General features: G+C 64.4%; 16 protein-coding genes and 1 pseudogene. 9 read left to right on the top strand and 8 right to left on the bottom strand.

Going from position 1 to position 16,206, the window contains the following annotated elements; genetic code table 11:
* Positions 1–187: 187 nt before the first annotated feature.
* The 7 genes from ACSHSS_RS27140 (at position 188) to ACSHSS_RS27170 (ending at position 6,482) form a co-directional block, all read left to right on the top strand.
* Positions 188–709, top strand: coding sequence for a hypothetical protein (locus tag ACSHSS_RS27140; protein WP_059448604.1), 522 nt, complete (start codon positions 188–190; stop codon positions 707–709).
* Entirely contained in the window at positions 697–3,018 is a 2,322-nt protein-coding gene (locus tag ACSHSS_RS27145; RefSeq protein ID WP_445545757.1) for an SMC family ATPase, read from the top strand. The genes ACSHSS_RS27140 and ACSHSS_RS27145 overlap by 13 nt, the downstream gene beginning before the upstream one ends.
* 79 nt (positions 3,019–3,097) lie before the next feature.
* Positions 3,098–3,274: a hypothetical protein gene (locus ACSHSS_RS27150; RefSeq protein WP_179952331.1), complete on the top strand. Its 177-nt coding sequence runs from the start codon at positions 3,098–3,100 to the stop codon at positions 3,272–3,274.
* Positions 3,275–3,296: 22 nt separating this feature from the next.
* Positions 3,297–3,491, top strand: a complete 195-nt coding sequence (locus tag ACSHSS_RS27155) for a hypothetical protein (protein WP_059448606.1) — start codon at positions 3,297–3,299, stop codon at positions 3,489–3,491.
* A 59-nt stretch (positions 3,492–3,550) separates the two neighbouring features.
* Entirely contained in the window at positions 3,551–3,958 is a 408-nt protein-coding gene (locus ACSHSS_RS27160; protein ID WP_445545758.1) for a hypothetical protein, read from the top strand.
* An 86-nt stretch (positions 3,959–4,044) separates the two neighbouring features.
* Positions 4,045–4,608 carry a phospholipase D family nuclease gene (locus ACSHSS_RS27165; protein ID WP_445545759.1) on the top strand — a complete coding sequence of 188 codons (564 nt, stop codon included), beginning with the start codon at positions 4,045–4,047 and terminating at the stop codon, positions 4,606–4,608.
* A 71-nt stretch (positions 4,609–4,679) separates the two neighbouring features.
* A complete protein-coding gene (locus tag ACSHSS_RS27170) occupies positions 4,680–6,482 on the top strand; it encodes a hypothetical protein (protein ID WP_445545760.1) in 1,803 nt (600 codons plus the stop codon).
* 132 nt (positions 6,483–6,614) lie between these two features.
* Here ACSHSS_RS27170 and ACSHSS_RS27175 read toward each other — a convergent pair whose 3' ends face one another.
* From ACSHSS_RS27175 to ACSHSS_RS27210, 8 genes and pseudogenes are all read right to left on the bottom strand, one after another.
* The gene (locus ACSHSS_RS27175) at positions 6,615–7,094 is read right to left on the bottom strand and encodes a hypothetical protein (RefSeq protein WP_445545761.1); all 480 of its coding nucleotides are present in this window, start codon (positions 7,092–7,094) and stop codon (positions 6,615–6,617) included.
* 70 nt (positions 7,095–7,164) lie between these two features.
* Positions 7,165–8,094 carry a tyrosine-type recombinase/integrase gene (locus tag ACSHSS_RS27180; RefSeq protein WP_445545762.1) on the bottom strand — a complete coding sequence of 310 codons (930 nt, stop codon included), beginning with the start codon at positions 8,092–8,094 and terminating at the stop codon, positions 7,165–7,167.
* Between the two features lie 126 nt (positions 8,095–8,220).
* Positions 8,221–8,613, bottom strand: coding sequence for a DUF2471 family protein (locus tag ACSHSS_RS27185; protein ID WP_445545763.1), 393 nt, complete (start codon positions 8,611–8,613; stop codon positions 8,221–8,223).
* 134 nt (positions 8,614–8,747) lie between these two features.
* Positions 8,748–9,011 (bottom strand): annotated as a pseudogene (locus tag ACSHSS_RS27190) (H-NS histone family protein); the annotation flags it as partial.
* A 125-nt stretch (positions 9,012–9,136) separates the two neighbouring features.
* Positions 9,137–12,286, bottom strand: coding sequence for an error-prone DNA polymerase (locus ACSHSS_RS27195; RefSeq protein ID WP_445545764.1), 3,150 nt, complete (start codon positions 12,284–12,286; stop codon positions 9,137–9,139).
* Positions 12,287–12,292: 6 nt separating this feature from the next.
* Positions 12,293–13,771 carry a Y-family DNA polymerase gene (locus ACSHSS_RS27200; RefSeq protein ID WP_445545765.1) on the bottom strand — a complete coding sequence of 493 codons (1,479 nt, stop codon included), beginning with the start codon at positions 13,769–13,771 and terminating at the stop codon, positions 12,293–12,295.
* The gene (imuA, locus tag ACSHSS_RS27205) at positions 13,692–14,408 is read right to left on the bottom strand and encodes a translesion DNA synthesis-associated protein ImuA (RefSeq protein WP_445545766.1); all 717 of its coding nucleotides are present in this window, start codon (positions 14,406–14,408) and stop codon (positions 13,692–13,694) included. The genes ACSHSS_RS27200 and imuA overlap by 80 nt, the downstream gene beginning before the upstream one ends.
* 75 nt (positions 14,409–14,483) lie before the next feature.
* Entirely contained in the window at positions 14,484–15,398 is a 915-nt protein-coding gene (locus tag ACSHSS_RS27210) for an SOS response-associated peptidase family protein (RefSeq protein ID WP_445545767.1), read from the bottom strand.
* A 139-nt stretch (positions 15,399–15,537) separates the two neighbouring features.
* Here ACSHSS_RS27210 and ACSHSS_RS27215 point away from each other — a divergent pair, with 139 nt between their 5' ends.
* Together ACSHSS_RS27215 and ACSHSS_RS27220 are read left to right on the top strand one after the other, a co-directional pair.
* Entirely contained in the window at positions 15,538–15,783 is a 246-nt protein-coding gene (locus tag ACSHSS_RS27215) for an AbrB/MazE/SpoVT family DNA-binding domain-containing protein (RefSeq protein ID WP_445545768.1), read from the top strand.
* Positions 15,780–16,178, top strand: a complete 399-nt coding sequence (locus ACSHSS_RS27220) for a PIN domain-containing protein (protein WP_445545769.1) — start codon at positions 15,780–15,782, stop codon at positions 16,176–16,178. The genes ACSHSS_RS27215 and ACSHSS_RS27220 overlap by 4 nt, the downstream gene beginning before the upstream one ends.
* Positions 16,179–16,206: the final 28 nt, after the last annotated feature.

Raw genomic sequence — 16,206 nt, forward strand, 5'->3', positions numbered from 1 at the left:
AGACTGATCACGTTCGCCGAAACGATTGATCACCATCGCCGAAATCCGCAGTGTGGCTATCGAAACGAGGTTCACCCCGCGCCCGTTGGCGCATCGAACGCAGCATCGCTGCATCCATTTTCTTTCTACCCTGACGGGGCGTGTTCCCCGTCAGGGGCGCACTCCGTCTTCATTCCGGAGTGTGCTCATGTTTGGTCTCTATCCTGCCGGCGTCCGTTGGGCGCAAACCTATACCGCGTCTACTGACGCCAAGTCGTTGCAGAAGCGTCTCGTCGACCATGGCGGGTGCACTGCAGCTCTCTTTCATCAACCGTTCGGTGCTCAGCGCGGCGCTGTCATTGCGCAACGCGATGGCCTGTTCGTCCTGACCCATGTGATCGAAGCCGACCAGGCTGAAATCGTGGTCACTCCGGGCGTCGAGTTGCAGAACCTGCTCTGGTCGTTCGACTCGGGCTACTCGGGTCAGTGGTCGGGGCGCGAGCTGCAGATCCTCACGGGTTGTCCCGATTGGGACGCGGTGCTCAAGCAGACGTCGGACGCGTTCCGTCGCCTCTGCGGGACGGTGCAGGCTGCCGTCGATGGCACGTTGGGCAAGCCGGCTTCCCGGCCCGAGCCGACGCTGACGATCGACGACGATGACGTGCCGTTCCTGCCTGACGACTATCTGCAGCCCATCACGCTTGCGGAGATCCAGTCATGCGACCTCTGAAATTGTTACTCGAAGGGTTCCATGGCGTACGGGACGGGATGAAACGCGACAGCGTTGAACTCGACCTGGAGTCACTGCCCAACGGACTGATCGCGTTGACGGGGCCGAACGGCGCCGGCAAGACGACGATCATGGACAACCTCCATCCGTACCGGATCATGCCGTCGCGCGCGTCGAAGCTCTCGGTCGATGCGTTCTCGTACTGGGATCACATATGCGGGGTGCAGGCGCGCAAGGAGTTCGAATGGGAGCACGATGGCTTGCGTTATCGGTCGACCTTCGCGTTCCGCAAGCCCGGCAAGACCGGCAAGGCGGACTACTTCCTGTTCTATCGCTCGACCGATGGCGAGTGGCGGCCGGTATCGCTGCCGGATGGCACCGTGTCGGATGGCAAGGGCGAAACCTACGATCGATGTGTTGACGCGATCTGCGGTTCGCTCGAGGCGTTCTTCACGAGCGTGTTTTCGGCGCAGAACCGCCGGCCGCTCGCGTCGTACGGAGCGAGCGAGATCAAGGCGTTGCTCGCTGAGCTGTTGAAGATCGATCACCTCCGTGCGTTGTCGACCAAGGCTGCAGAGGTCGCGAAGGTGTTGGCCCGGCAACTCGGTGTGGTGCAGCAGGATCTCACCGCATTTTCTGGAAAGCGTGAGCGGGTCGATCAGACGCGCAATGCGATCGCGATGGACGCTTCGGCGGTCGCAACCGCGCGCGAGCAGCGTACGGCAGCCCAGGGAGAGATCGCAACGCTGACGCAACAGCACGCCGTGCTGGTTGCCAAGCAAGGCGAGAACGCAGGGGCGGCGGCGCGACTCGGGGAACTGGGTGCGCGTCGCAACGAGCTGCGGACTTCGCTTGATGTCTTGGAGCGTGACGGGCAGGCGGAGCAGCAACGGTTGCTGCAGCGCGCGACGGCGATTCGTAACACGATCGCCGGCCATGCAGCCGTTGTTCGGCAGCGTGAGTCCATTCTTGGCGCCGCGGCGGATCGCGACGATGCACAGCTTCGGCTCGGCAAGGCCGCAGCGCTGATCGAACCTTTGCAGCGCGCGATCGACGAGCTCGACGCGAAGCGACTGCGGGCAGCAACGGTCGGATCGACGCTTTCCAGCCTGCAATCGGAGGGCACGACCAAGGCCGACCTGATCAAGACCCTGACCGAGCAATCGGCGGTCATCGGTTCGGTGCCGTGTGCGGGGATGGACATTCACGTGACGTGCCCGTTGCTCGCCCAAGCGAGGAGCGCGGCTCAGCAGGTGGACGTCCAGACCATCTCGTTGAATGACCTTCGGACCCGGTACCGCGGCCACAAGGCGGAACTGGAGCAACTGGCGCCGGCTGTCGAGACGTTGTCTGCGAAGCGAGCCGAACTGCAACGCGTCAATGCGGAGATCACGGCGGCCCGGCAGGCGCTTCAACGCGCAACCGAACTTGCCGCCCGAAAGCCGCTGCTCGATGCAGCTGAAACCGGGATGCAACAAGGCCAAGCGGAACTTGCATCGCTCGATGTTGAGCGAGGCGAGGCGTCGAAACGTCGGGAGACCGAGACGGCGCGGCTCAACGCCTTGTTGCGGGAAGTCGAGGCGGAGGTGTCGCGTCTGGCTTCGGTCGACGTGGCGCAAGCGATTGTGGATGTCGATCGCCAGTTGGCTGCTCGACGCGAGACCTGCACGGGGCTGGACGCCAGGATCGAAGCATTGATTCGGAGTCAGGCTATGGGAGAAACGACGCTGGTGACGCTCGAGCGCGAGCTCGAGGGCTTTTCAGCGACGCAGGCACTCGCAGAGCGCATCTCGGACGAGATCGCGAAGTGGAAGCTGTTGGCGAAAGGGCTGGGCAATGACGGCGTGATCGCGCTGACGATCGACGACGCGGGCCCGGCGCTGACGCAGACGGTGAACGACCTGCTGCTTGCGTGCTACGGCACGCGGTTCACGGTCGAGATCCAGACGCAGCGTACGTTGGCCAACGGTGACACGCGCGAGGGATTTGAAATCCTCGTGCACGACGCCGAGAGCGACAGCAGCAAAGCGGTCGGCGTGATGTCCGGTGGTCAGAAGGTGTGGATCAACGAATGCCTGACACGCGGCGTCGCCCTGTATATCGCGGCTAACGCGGGACAACCGTACGAGACGCTCTTTAGCGACGAGTCGGACGGTCCGCTTGATCCCGATCGCAAGGTGCAGTTCATGCGTATGAAGCGCGAGGTGCTGCGTCAGGGAGGGTATGCGCGAGAGTTTTTCATCTCGCAAACGCCCGACCTGATTGCGGAGGCCGATGCGGTTATCGACGTGGCCGCACTCGCGAGGTAGTGCAGCACACATTTTTAACCCTGGTGGGGACCGTTCCCCACAGGGGCGTTCCTCGCCTTTTTTCTTTTCGAGGAACGCAATGAAACTGAAGTCCAACTCTGTTGCTCTGCATCGAAGCCTGACGGTTTCAGTTCGCCCGAAACCCATCCGCATGGGTACGGAGCACGTTTACGAGCTGAACGGCTCGCGGCTGCGCGACGTGCTGATTGATGGGCGCTGGGTGACGGTGGCCGCTACGGCTGTCGTCGTGTCCTGAATCGCCGACGGAGGAGTGTTCGATGGACGGGATGACGAACCTGGTGATGCTGTTGATCGCGATGCACGGCGGCTCGCAGCCGCCGGCACCGGCCCTGCGCTACGTGGTGGCTTCGCAGGCCGTGAATAGGCGGCCGCCTATGAAAACGGACGCGGTCATCTGCAAAGATGGCCAAGTTCACACTTTTCCCGCAGGGCACCCCAAACCCTGCATCTAATCCGTTGACCAGCGGCCCCGCTCTCGCAAGAGAGTGGGGCCTTTTTTTGAGGCCTCTGTATGCCACTTCTGAATGTTGATCTTGTTCAGCTCGCGTCGCGTGTCGTGCCGGAAAGCGCGCGAGATTCATTCGACGCGATGTCGGTTCGGGCACGTCTGGCGACGCTCTCGAGCGTCGCCGACAAAGCTGGAGACACGTCAGCGCGCGACGTCGCGCTGCATGCGTTGACCGTGCTTGATGCACCGGCATACGTCGGGCTTTCGGCAGTTCGGTGCGCGCTGCAATCCAGCTGCTCTGTACTGCGCGTTCCTGCCGATCGCATTGACTTCCTCGTCGCGGTCGCCAGTTCGCCGGGACCGCAGACAGAAGGGTATGCGGAGTATGCCCGCTGGCCGCGGGACAAGAGTGGTCGTTGGCTCTTGACCGTCACCGCGCGCGATGTGGCGAAAGCATTGGCGAACCGCTAATGCGTTCGTCACAACGTTTCGATGCCGGATCTCAACGCCCGGCACGGGATTGGGCGGCGCTTTTCTTTTCCGTTGGAGATACCTCTATGAAGAAGCAAATCGGTTGGGCCGTGCTGTTGGCATGGCTGTGCTGTTGCGTTGCGATCGCGCTGGGCGGCCGCGCGCAGGCGCAGCCCCTGCCGCGGGTCGAAATTGCGTTCTCGCCGGATGGCGGCGCTGAAGCGCTGGTGTTGCGGACGATCGGCGAAGCGCGCCAGTCGATTCGCGTGTTGGCCTATTCGTTCACCGCACCGGCAGTAACTCGAGCGTTGATCTCCGCGAAGCGGCGAGGCGTCGACGTTGCGGTGACGGTCGATGCCCGCAGCAACCTCGACGAGGATCGCAGCGGCCGGGCACGCGCCGCGCTCGGAGCGCTCACGTACGCCGGGATTCCGGTTCGGGTCGTGAGCAGCTACTCGGCTCAGCACTCGAAGATTATCGTCATCGACAACGTCACGGTTCAAACCGGCAGCTACAACTACTCGCAACAGGCGGCCCGGTACAACTCGGAGAACGTCGTGGTGCTGCGCGACGACGCGCGGATCGCAGACGTCTATCTGAAGAACTGGGAATCGGTCTCTGCACGCGGCGAACTCTACCGCGCGCCCTGATCGGCATCTATCCTCAACCCACGCGGGAATGGCTCCCGTATGGGGCTGTTCCCGTGCACATGGAGCAGCATATGTTTTCTGAAATCTTGGTGAAGATGGAATCGGCGATCGACGCACTTGTCGCGCTGATTCGGCAGGGTTATACCCTGTCGAATGCCCTGAGCGGCGGGAAGGATTCGACGTGTACGGCGATCCTGATGCTGGAAGCCGTCAGGCGTGCCGGCACCGACGTGTCGCGCGAGCACTTCATGACGAGCGCAGACACGACAATCGAAAATCCGAGTATGCACTGGCACCTCCAGGCCATGCTGGATGAGATCCGCGACGCGAATCACGATGCGGATGTCCCAGTTTCCGTGCACGTTGCGAAGCCGTCCCTAGCGTCGCAGTTCGTCGTTGCGACGATCGGGCGCGGGACGCTTCCTCGCACCCCGGAAAACGGGGTGAAGTACGGAAAGCGGATACGTGCTTGTGCGGCGGACTGGAAGGTCGACCCGCAGAATCGCCTGCGCGTCACGCTCGAGCGCTCGGCGGCCGCTGGCGGAAGTAGCGAAGTTGTCACCATTCTCGGCAACCGGTTCGGGGAAAGTGGTAGTCGCGCAACGGCCATGGCCGCTCGCAACGAGAATGCGCTGAGACCCGTCCGGAATGCGGACGGATTTCTCACGTTTTCGCCGGTCGCCGAGTGGTCCACCGACTGCGTTTGGACGATGCTTTCTCTCTTCGCGGAGGATGCAGGTCGCCCCTTTCCGTCGCCCGTGTCCAGCGAGTCGATCCGGCGGCTCTCGGATCTATACCGCGCTGGCAACGAGGGGACATGCGGTGTGATTCTGGGAGAGGGCGGCGCGCGTGCCGCGTGCGGTTCTCGATTCGGATGCGCGTTCTGTTGCGTGACCGGCGAGCGTGATCGTTCGATGGAATCGATGGTGAAGGAAGCCGGCCACCGTCATCTGGAGGGCCTGAATCGCTTCCGCAACTACCTGATGGCCGTGCAATGGGATCTCGGGCGTCGCGAGCTCGTCGGCCGGAAGCTGAGCGAAGCCGGGTATCTGGCGGTCAAGCCGGACGTTCTTTCGTACCTGGAGCGTGTTCGATTGCTGCAGTACCTGCTGACGCTTGACGCGCTTGAGGTCGAGCGCGCTGAGCGGCATGAGGCCGCGCTGGCCACGGGCGAGATACCTGAAACGCCGGAGAACCGGGTGCTCTGTGACGTGCAGTTCGAGATGATCACGCCGGCGCAGCTGGTGGCGATCGATTTTTATCTCTCGATGCACCACTACGCGCCGCATGCGTTTCCAGCGCTGTCGGTCTGGTTCGACGTGCATCGGCTCGGACGGCGCTACCACGTGCCGGTCGTGGACCCGCTGCCGAAGATCGACATCCCGCATCATGGGTGGTTCTTTGTCGGCGCGTACGACGCCGAGGTGCCCACGGATGGACTTCGCGATTACGCCGCGGAACAGTGGAATCGCTACCGCCATCCGCAGCGACCAAGCCGATATGCGCGCACGAGGTCCGGTGAGCAGATCGTCTATTTCGAAGAGGGCGATCAGTTCGACGTGGACGTCGAGGCAGCGTGTGCGTTCGTGACCTGCAGCTTCGATGCGGGCTGGGCCGTGAAGGCGCAGCAGCACTCGGGGATGGAGTCGGCGCGGTTCTGGCTGAACGAGGGCATTCTTCGGCTTCCGGCAGGTATGGCGGGCCGGTATCAGGAGATGGCCAAGCGCGGGCAATACTTTGCGCATCTGGCCGAGCGGCACAACCTGACGCCGGCGGAGCTTGATCGATTTCTCGTCGACCGCGCGATATCGAACACCGAGCACCTCACGATGCAGAACCTGGCGCCTGTCGATCTGTTCTCGCAGGCGGCTTGAAGCCCGACACTTTGGAATCCAACCCGGTGCGTCTGCACCGGTTTTTTTTTCTGCATGTCGCCTCCGTTGTTGTTGGCGATCGGACTCAGTATGTGATGGCCAGACGAGGCGACTCGTCCGCGTATTGATGGCTTACGCGGACGTCGGCCGGTCGAGGATGGCCGCGAGACTGTCGTCTGCGAGCGTAGGAGTCGCATGCGCGGTCTGCAGGCGGGCCCGGCCGACCACCAGGTCACGGGAATTGATCGAGATCCGTTCAATATGTCGGCCACGTGCGACCGGTTGAGCGGATCGCTCATACGGATATCCGCGGTGAATGTAGTCCTCCAGATCGGCTTCGACGAAGGCAATGTGATGTTGGCCGGCCTCGGTCAACGCGACGCAAAGCATGTCGAACGGCACACCCGTCAGTTCGCGATCGGCGATTCGGTTGAGGATTCCGTCGCGGACGATGTGATCGGTGATCAGGATGTCCTTGTTACCGCCGTGGTTCTCGACCTGAATGACGAGTTGCGTCGGTTCCGGCGCGAGCGCGAGCAGCCGGTAGCGGCAGACGGCGATGCCGCCGTTGGTGGAGTAGACGAGGTCCGTGTATCGCGATACGTAGTCCATAATGAATGCTCCAATAGAGAAAAGCCAGCGAACTTGCTGGCTTTTTCAGGCTATCGAGGCGGAGCGGAAGTCAAGTCTGGAGTGCCGCTTGAGGCTCGGTCGGGATCGTTGCCCGAATGCGGATCACAGTGCGCTGGCTAGTCAGGCCCAAGAGATGCATGACGTCATCGTTGCTTCTGCCGGCGAGCAGCAGGCGCCTGGCGAACGTGTTCCGCAGGGTGCGCGGGCTCATATCGGGGAGCCGAACGTCGATCGCGAGGAGCTCGTCCCGAACGATGCGGCCGAGCATCTCGTCGGTCATCGGCCCGCCTGCACGGGGGGACGGGAACAGCAGTGGGCTGTCGGCGGCCGCGGACAGGGTTCGCCATTGCGTGAGCGCCGGTACCGCGAATTCGACTATGTTGACCCGGCGTGCTTCGCGCGGGCCGCGCTTCGGGATTTGGAGGTGCGGCCGCGCCGGCGACAGGTCGAGGTCGACGGCGGTCGCCTGCCGGATTTCCTGCGCGGTGATGCCCGTCGAGAGCAGTAAGCCAACGATGGCGCGGTTCCGCAACGCGCGATCATCGAGCCCATCAATGGCTCGGATCGACGCCTGCAGTCGATGATCATCGGCTTCGAGCAGGTACACCGGGACGGGTTCGTCCTCCGGCCACGTCTGCGTCAACGCATAGGCGGCCGCTGGATTGGTCTTGCGCACACCGACGTCGACCAGGTGTCGGCCAAGCCTGTCGAGAAGCTTCTCATAGCGCAGGCGCGTCGTGGTGCCGGGTTTGCACCGGCGATCGAGATCAGCGAAGAACGATTCGAGGTGGTCGGGCCCGAAGGTGGCCAGCGACCGTTGAGCGGCGGCGAGGTGGCGCATGAAGCGTTCGAACATCGCTTCGTGCTGGACGATCGACCGCGGCGAGAACGCGCGCCGATCGGCGCCGGCGGCTTCCGTGCGTTGCCACTGCTGATAGGCCTCGGTCGGTGCCGACAGCCAAAGAGTCGGTTCGTCCATTCGATCTTATATACTGAATATTGCCCACCCCAAGCATAACGCGAATCTGCGATTCGCGTCACCGGTCTGCAAAAGGGAGGGGTGGCCGTCCACACACGCCCCTGTTGAGCGCAAAGGATGCGTTGTTCACGCCGCGTCTTGCCCGCGCCCGGAAGTGGGCACCCCGAAAAGTAGCTCTCGGACGCAGCGATAGACGATCGGTAGCGACGGGTCCGTGTGGCTCCAGTCGATGAGGCCGCTGAAATTGACGCCCGGCATGGTCGCCGGCCCGATACGTGGCAGCGCTTCGACAATTGCTGGATCGTTGCGGCTCTGAAAGGCCAAATCCGAAAACGCCTGCTCTTCGATCTCGAGCAATAGCGGCCAGCTCAACGCGTGGGCAAGGCCCACGCTGATGTAGCGTTCTGTGAGCAAAGTCGCGATGCGCTGAAAATCTTCCGTGGCAAGTTCGAGAGCGTGCGCGTACCAGACTGGGTCGAATTCCGAATCGGGGCGACCATCGGTTGGGGCAAGGTTCATAGCGGACAACGACGAGAGGGTGCAGCAGCCTGCCACGCGAAATCCTCGCGCGACAGGCAGGCCGAATGCAATGTGAATGTAACGAGGGTTCCGTGGAAGTTCAAGACCGGGCGCCGTGCTGACTGATTTCGAAGAGCGCGCGGTCTTCCGTCGATCCACGCCGGCGGGCGGCCGCGGCCGCTCCATGTTGCCCCGGTTTCGGGATCGCGGTACTTGGCATCGGGACGGCGGCGCGTGCGCTGTCGATGTACACCGTAGATCTCGCGCGAACTGATGCCGAATTCACTGACAGGCTGGCGGACGTCGGACAGGGCAGTTGTCCGGGCTGTGCCTTTGGCGGCGTTGATCTCCGCTTCGAGTGCGGCCCGTTTCGCGAGAAGTTCCTGGTAGGTCGACATGATCTCTCCGATCGTGGTTGGGGAATCGATATCGACCAGCTTAGCGAGAGAAACGGGAAGTCAAGTTCACGTCGAGATGTACGTTGAACCTTCCGTGTGAGCGTGTCAGCCGGTGCATAAACCGCTCAGCAGAACTCTCTCGCAGTCGTCGGCAGCGCCCCAAGTAGCTCGCTTCGGTCGACGAGCTTGCTCGCGATCAGGTGTCGCACCTTGCCCTCAGCCTGCCATACGCCATAGACGGCGAGCAGCGCGGCGCCGAGCGCTTCCTTTCGAAATTTCTCGAGCAGGCCGGGCCACAGGATCACGTTCACCTGTCCGGTTTCGTCCTCGAGCGTCATGAACAGCACGCCGTTGGCCGTGCCCGGGCGCTGCCGCACCGTCACCAAGCCACATGCGCGAGCAAGCTGTCCACTGCGCAACGTCGCCAGTTGGTCCGCCGGCTGCAGGTGGTCGCGGGCCAGGCGCTCGCGCAGTAGCGCCAGCGGATGCCGGCCGAGCGTGAACCCCATCGCGTTGTAGTCGGTCACGATCTCCGTACCCTCGGAGGCCTGCGGCAGCGCCGGCGTCGCGTCGTCGCGCCCGGTGCCACGCAGCAGATCTCGGTCGGGCACCGCCGCGGCCGCCAGCCAGAGCGCGGTGCGCCGGTTGCCGCCGGCGAGCGACCGAAGCGCATTCGCGCGCGCGAGCACCTGCAGGTCGTGGCGATCGAGCTGCGCGCGCCGCGCGAGATCCGCGACGTCGACGAACGGGCGTACCGCACGCGCGAGCTCGATGCGCCCGGCCACGTCTTCGCGCATGCCGCGCAGCAGCGAGAAGCCAAGCCGCACGGGCGCCGACGTCGTTGGGCCTTCGAGCGCTGAATCCCATGTGCTCACGTTGACGTCGACAGGCAGCACCTCAACGCCACGGCGGCGCGCGTCCTGCAACAGCTGCGACGGCGTGTAAAAGCCCATCGGCTGGCTGTTAAGCAACGCGGCCAAAAACACCGCCGGTTCGTGCCGTCGCAGCCATGCGCTCGAGTAGACGAGCAACGCGAAGCTGGCCGCGTGGCTTTCCGGGAAGCCGTAATCGCCGAAACCCTTGATCTGCGCGAAGATCGCCTCGGCGAACTCGTGATCGTAGCCGCGCGCGAGCATGCCGCTGACCAGGCGCTCGTGATACGGCTCCAAGCCGCCCTTGCGTTTCCAGGCCGCCATCGCGCGACGCAGCTGGTCGGCCTCGCCGGCGGAGAAACCGGCCGCCAGCATCGCCACCTGCATGACTTGCTCCTGGAAGATCGGCACGCCGAGCGTGCGCTTCAGCGCCTTCTCCACGTCGGGCGACGGATAGGTGACGGGTTCGAGCCCCTGACGCCGGCGCAGGAACGGATGGACCATGCCCCCTTGGACCGGGCCCGGCCGGACGATCGCCACTTCGATCACCAGGTCGTAGAAGCATTGCGGCCGCAGGCGCGGCAGCATCGACATCTGCGCGCGCGATTCCACCTGGAACACGCCTATGCTGTCGCCGTCGCACAGCATGTCGTAGGTCGGTTTGTCCTCGGCCGGAATGTCCTGCAACTCGAATGTCTCGCCGCGTTTCTCCGAGATCATGTCGAGCGCGCGGCGCACCATCGACAGCATGCCGAGCGCGAGCACGTCGATCTTCAGGATACCGAGCGCCTCGATGTCGTCCTTGTCCCACTGGATGATCGAGCGATCCTCCATCGCTGCGTTCTCGACCGGCACGAGCCGCGTGAGCTTGCCGCGGCTGATCACGAAGCCGCCCGAGTGCTGCGACAGGTGCCGTGGATAGCCCAGCAGCTGCGCGGCGAATGCGGCCCACTGCTGATTCAACGGCGCTTCGGGATCGAGGCCGGCCTCGGCAAACCGCTGCAGCAGATCAGCACGCGAATCGAACCAGTGATGCTGCTTCGCCACGCGATCGACGATCGCCGGATCCACACCGAGCGCCTTGCCGGCTTCCCGCAACGCGCTGCGCGGTCGGTACGTCGTGACGGCGGCCGTCAGCGCGGCGCGATTGCGCCCGTACTTCCGGTAGATGTACTGCATGACCTCTTCGCGGCGCTGATGCTCGAAATCGACGTCGATGTCCGGCGGCTCGTTGCGCTCCTTGGAGATGAACCGTTCGAACAGCATCGATTGTCGCGATGGGTCGACCTCGGTCACGCCGAGGCAGTAGCAAACGGACGAGTTCGCAGCCGAGCCGCGTCCCTGGCACAAGATGCCTTGCTCGCGCGCGAACTGCACGATGTCGTAGACGGTCAGGAAATACGCCTCGTACTTCAGGTCGGCGATCAGCTGCAGCTCGTGCTCGATCTGCGCCTGAACGTCGACCGGGATGCCGGCGGGGAAACGCCGCCGAGCGCCGATGTAGGTCTGCTCGCGCAGGTATGTCGCCGGATCGGTGCCGGCCGGTACCAGTTCGTCGGGATACTCGTACTTCAGGTCGTCGAGTGAGAACGTGCAGCGCCGCGCGACACGCACGGTTTCCTCGAGTGCGCCGGCGGGATAGAGGTTGGCGAGCCGCAGACGCGATCGAAGGTGACGCTCCGCGTTCGGTGCAAGCTCATACCCGCACTCCGACACCGGCCGGCTGACCCGGATCCCGGTCAGCATGTCCTGCAGCGGCTTGCGTGATCGCACGTGCATGAGCGGCCAGCTGGTGGCCACCACCGGCACACCGTGGCGCGCGGCGACGCGCTCGACAACGCCGCGGTGGATATCGTCCATCGCGCGGGCGTGCAGTGTCAGCGCGACCCATGCGCGATCGCCAAACACGCGTGCGAACCATTCGACCTGCGCGTCGAGGCGCTGCTCATTGGCCGGGAAGTCGGGCGACAGGATCGCCAGGCAATCTGGCAAGCCGCGCAGGTGTGCGTATGGTGCTTCGGGATGTTCGAGATCGAGCGGCGCCAGCCGGTACGTGCCTTTCTTGCTGCGCATGCGACCGAGCGAAATGAACTCGCAGAGATTGCCGTAACCGTCGCGATTCATCGCGAGCGCAGTGAAGGCGAGCGCGGGCGAGCCGTCTGCGGCCGTCAGCCGAAAGTGCGAGCCGATAATCAGCGGCATGTTCGCCGCCTTCGCTTCGACGTGCGCGCGCACGACGCCGGCGAGCGAGCATTCGTCGGTGATCGCGATCGCGCTGTAGCCGAGCTGCGCTGCGCGCGCGACGTATTCCTCCGCGCGCGACGCACCGTGCAGGAAAGAAAAGTCGGAGGCGACCTGAAGTTCCGCGTAGGCGGGCAGGGCGCCGAAGCCGCCGGCGTCCATGACCGATCAGCCGAACAGGCCGTGCAGGAAGAAGCGCGCTTCGCTTTCGTCGCTGGCCGTCGGCCGCTCCTTGTAGATCCAGTAGCAGATGCCGTTGTCGTCCTCGGCGACGAAGTAGTCGCGCGTCACGGTCTGCGCATCCTGCCAGCCGCCTTCGATGCGCTCGCCGGGCGATACCATGCGCAGCGGCGTGCCATAGAACGGCCGATGCTGGCGCGTGAGCAGCGGCACCGGCTTGGCAAGCAGCCAGGCCGGGCGTGGCAGATCCGCCGGCAGCGGTGCCGGCTTTGGCGCGTCGCGCATCGGCACCCATCGGGCGGCTGGCTCTGGACGGTAGTCGGCTATGGGAGCCGGGACGAGCACGTTCTCGGCGCCGAGCCGCGCAGTCAGCAGTTCGAGCAGGCGCGCATGATCCTGCGGTGTGCCGCCGGGCTCCGGGAACAGCGAGTCGCTCGGTGCGGCCGCTTCCTGCACGCTGCGGGCGATCAGTCGAACCGCAATCACGGGCCCGGCGAGCTCAAGGTGGCCGAGCCGCTCCTTGACGAGCCGCGTCAGGTGTTCCTCGAAGCGGGTAGGGGCGCCCAACGCGATCTCGATCTCGGTCGGCGCGATCGCGTCCCGCCCGCGCTCGTGCTCAAGCAGCAGTGCGAACGCGGCGACGTCCAGCTGCTTCGCGGTGAGCCAGCCGGTCAGCTGCAGGATCAGCCGGCGCGCGACGAACAGCAGCGCCTCGGCGTGTTCGACGCGGTCCATCAGTTCGACGCGCGTGTCGAACGACGGCGGCATTTCGAGCCAGTCGTAGGCGGCCGGCGCGGTGCCGGCGACCTGGTCGAGCCAGTCGAGCAGCTGCGTGCCGCATCGCTTCTTCAATCCGGCGCGCGGCAAGCGCTGCAGGTCGGCCAGCGTTTCGCAGCCGAGATCCTCAAACCAGTTCGCGTAGCGCCGGGCGTCCGGCGCCACGACGAGCGGCACGCGCGCGAGCGCGCGGTGCAGCGATCGTGCGGACAGCGCGAGGCCGCCGCGCAGGCCGCGGGCGACCATCCACGCGGCCGGACCCGACGACGCGACGGATATCGCTGCGGTGACGCCGAACGACGCGACGACGTCGCGCACGCGCTGGCGCAGCGCGCGGATGCCATGGAAGAGGCGCAGGCTCGCCGTCACGTCGAGCACCACCACAGCTTCTTCGGCGTCGACGACGCTCGGTGTGAACTGCAGGAGCGCATAGGCAACGCCGAGCACGAGCTCGCGCTCGCGCGCGGCGTCGCGCTCGCGGATCTGCGCGTCCGGCGCGAGCGACAGCACGCCACCGCGGCGCATGCCGGCGACCACGCCGAGCGCACGCGCGGCGCGATCGAGCGCCACGACGCGGCCGCCCTCGAGCACGACGAGCCCGCGCGCATCGTCAGGCGACGGCGCCGGCGATCGCGGCCGGAACGTTTCGAGGTTGAGGTGCGGCAGATGCACGCCGATCCACACTGGCATGGCGGTTCAACAGAATGGGAGAGGGAGACAAGGGCACGAACAGCGGCGTGTCGCGCGCGGGCCCGCGGCGCTTCACGAACGTGATGTCGACGCCGTCTCGCTTCGGCGCCAGTCCGATCCGCAGCGGCGCCGGCGACGCGTCGCGCGCGGCGGCCGCCGGCCGGAAGAGGTAGAACAAGGCCTGGCCGCTCTGCGCGGCCAGATTGAGCCTTCGCAGCGCGTCCGCTCGGACGTGCGGCTGCCAGAGCAGCACGGCAGCGCACGTGCCGGCACGAAGCGCCTGTTCAGCGGCCCACAGCGCGTCAGCCGTGCGCGGCGCCGGCAGCGTCACAAAACCGGACGGGTCGATGCCCCAATACGCGAGCGCCAGTGGTTGCAGCGCATGAGGCGGCTGGATCAGAATGACGGGCTTACCGGACGCGCGCGCGAGCACGGGCGCCAGCAGCCGGAGCTCCCCGATACCAGGTTGTTGCGCAATCAGTTCGACCAGCGCGCCCACCGGCCAGCCGCCGCCCGGCAGTTCGTCCGTCAGTTCCGGATGGCCCGTGTCGATGCCGCACGTGCTCGAGCGCGCCAGCTGGCTGGCACGCCAAAGCGCCGGATGTATGGCTTCAGGATGGGCGAGAGCGGGGTGCAAGGGGTCGGTTACACAAAATACTGTATGTCTGTACAGTATATGCCAGAGATTACCGCCCCTCCAACCCCCTCCGGTCTACGCGGCCAGCTGGTGCTCGTAGTAGGGCCGTTCCCGATCGGCCAGGATCTCGCGTAGCTGCGCCCGCCGGGACGGATCCGGCGCGAGCCACGCATCCACGTTGGACGACTTGATCGGAACGATGCAACGGTCGTGGCCGGCGGCCGCTACTTCGGGCGGTGGATCGTCGGTGATCGCCGCGAACGACCAGAGGTCGTCCGAACCCGGGATTTCGGTGCGCGTCCACAAGCAGGCGATCTGCATATGCTGCGGCGGCTTCGGATCGAATCGCAGCACAACGTTCTGACCGTCGCGCTGGACGTTTTCGAAGAATGCATCGACGAGCACGAGGCCATGCGTGAAGCCGAACACCTTTCGCCAGGCAGTCGAAAGCGAATCGACGCGGCTGTTATAAGTCCCAGGCTTCTTTCGCTCATCGGCTTCCGTCCATCCCGGCAAGCGGCAGCGGTACCGCATCGGTACCACCGCGCGTTTGCCTTCCAATTCGATCAGCACCGGGGCGTACCATCCGGGGAAGATCCGCGAATCGCGCTCCTCCAGATTTTGTCGGCGAAGATCCTCGAGCCCCCGCGCCGCCGCGTTGATCTTGTCCGCGGCGATTCGAACGTCTTCACTGGCCGCCTTCGTGATCTTCACCGCCAGCTTCTTCTCGGCGGCAGCCAGCCGCGCTCGCTGCTTGAAGAGCTCAGCCTCGAGTTCGCTGGTTCGGTGGGTCCGGTACGCTGCGATCGCAGCTGAAATTTCAGCATCGACCGAACCGGAAAATGCGGCATCGACCGCCTTCGGGATCTTGATCTCGCTGGATGCCATACGCGCAAAGTACAGGCGCCGGAATGCCTCGATGTCCATGTCGGCGCCGTAGAGCCGCACATACTCGCGGTAGTTCGCTTGGATCTTGGCGGAATAGCACATCCTCATCCCCTGTTGGGCAGCGGCATCAGAACAGGTTACCGCAACTTCCGGTTACAGGAAAAAAGCCTCATATCCAGCCAGGCGTGCCCTTGCGTTCTGATTGTCCTTACCTTAAAGTAAGGAGTATTGGAGGTGTGCCATGACAGCAGCAACTATCACTTCGAAGGGTCAAGTGACGATCCCCGTCGATGTCCGTAATCAGCTGGGTCTGGAGACGGGAGACCGGCTCGAATTCAGCTTCAACGAAACGACCGGGCGGTATGAAATCTATCCGGCTACGCGCTCGCTCACGTCGCTCAAGGGTATCGTGAAGAAGCCACCGAAACCTGTATCGATTGAGGACATGAACCAAGCGATCGCCGAGCAAGGGGCATCCGCACGATGATCGGCCTCGATACGAACGTCCTGGTCCGCTACTTTGCCCAAGACGACGCTGCTCAGTCGAAGAAGGCGACGGCTCTCATGGAGTCCCTATCTGTCGAGCGGCCGGGGTATGTTTCGCAGGTCGCACTGGTCGAGGTCGTATGGGTGCTCGGGCGGTGCTATGGCGTCGAGCGCGATCAGATGAGGGACATCATCGACTCGATGATTGGCACCAAGGAGCTGGTCGTTGAAGCTGCGGACACGGTACGAAAGGCGCTTCGTGTCTACGCGGCGTCTCCGAAGGCGGATTTCGCGGACTGCCTGATCGAGCGGTCAGGGCATGTAGCACAGTGCGAGTACACCGCCACTTTCGACGTGGCGGCCTCGAAGGTCACAGGGATGCAACTGATCAAGTGATCACGGCAGAGGCCGATAAACCGGGAAA

Source organism: Burkholderia sp. BC1 (assembly GCF_052683555.1).

What these genes read in the sequence shown, in the direction of transcription:
- ACSHSS_RS27140 (WP_059448604.1), top strand. Translation starts at nt 188, where the DNA reads ATGTTTGGTCTCTATCCTGCCGGCGTCCGTTGGGCGCAAACCTATACC.
- ACSHSS_RS27145 (WP_445545757.1), top strand. Translation starts at nt 697, where the DNA reads ATGCGACCTCTGAAATTGTTACTCGAAGGGTTCCATGGCGTACGGGAC.
- ACSHSS_RS27150 (WP_179952331.1), top strand. Translation starts at nt 3,098, where the DNA reads ATGAAACTGAAGTCCAACTCTGTTGCTCTGCATCGAAGCCTGACGGTT.
- ACSHSS_RS27155 (WP_059448606.1), top strand. Translation starts at nt 3,297, where the DNA reads ATGGACGGGATGACGAACCTGGTGATGCTGTTGATCGCGATGCACGGC.
- ACSHSS_RS27160 (WP_445545758.1), top strand. Translation starts at nt 3,551, where the DNA reads ATGCCACTTCTGAATGTTGATCTTGTTCAGCTCGCGTCGCGTGTCGTG.
- ACSHSS_RS27165 (WP_445545759.1), top strand. Translation starts at nt 4,045, where the DNA reads ATGAAGAAGCAAATCGGTTGGGCCGTGCTGTTGGCATGGCTGTGCTGT.
- ACSHSS_RS27170 (WP_445545760.1), top strand. Translation starts at nt 4,680, where the DNA reads ATGTTTTCTGAAATCTTGGTGAAGATGGAATCGGCGATCGACGCACTT.
- ACSHSS_RS27175 (WP_445545761.1), bottom strand. Translation starts at nt 7,094, where the DNA reads ATGGACTACGTATCGCGATACACGGACCTCGTCTACTCCACCAACGGC.
- ACSHSS_RS27180 (WP_445545762.1), bottom strand. Translation starts at nt 8,094, where the DNA reads ATGGACGAACCGACTCTTTGGCTGTCGGCACCGACCGAGGCCTATCAG.
- ACSHSS_RS27185 (WP_445545763.1), bottom strand. Translation starts at nt 8,613, where the DNA reads ATGAACCTTGCCCCAACCGATGGTCGCCCCGATTCGGAATTCGACCCA.
- ACSHSS_RS27195 (WP_445545764.1), bottom strand. Translation starts at nt 12,286, where the DNA reads ATGGACGCCGGCGGCTTCGGCGCCCTGCCCGCCTACGCGGAACTTCAG.
- ACSHSS_RS27200 (WP_445545765.1), bottom strand. Translation starts at nt 13,771, where the DNA reads ATGCCAGTGTGGATCGGCGTGCATCTGCCGCACCTCAACCTCGAAACG.
- ACSHSS_RS27210 (WP_445545767.1), bottom strand. Translation starts at nt 15,398, where the DNA reads ATGTGCTATTCCGCCAAGATCCAAGCGAACTACCGCGAGTATGTGCGG.
- ACSHSS_RS27215 (WP_445545768.1), top strand. Translation starts at nt 15,538, where the DNA reads ATGACAGCAGCAACTATCACTTCGAAGGGTCAAGTGACGATCCCCGTC.
- ACSHSS_RS27220 (WP_445545769.1), top strand. Translation starts at nt 15,780, where the DNA reads ATGATCGGCCTCGATACGAACGTCCTGGTCCGCTACTTTGCCCAAGAC.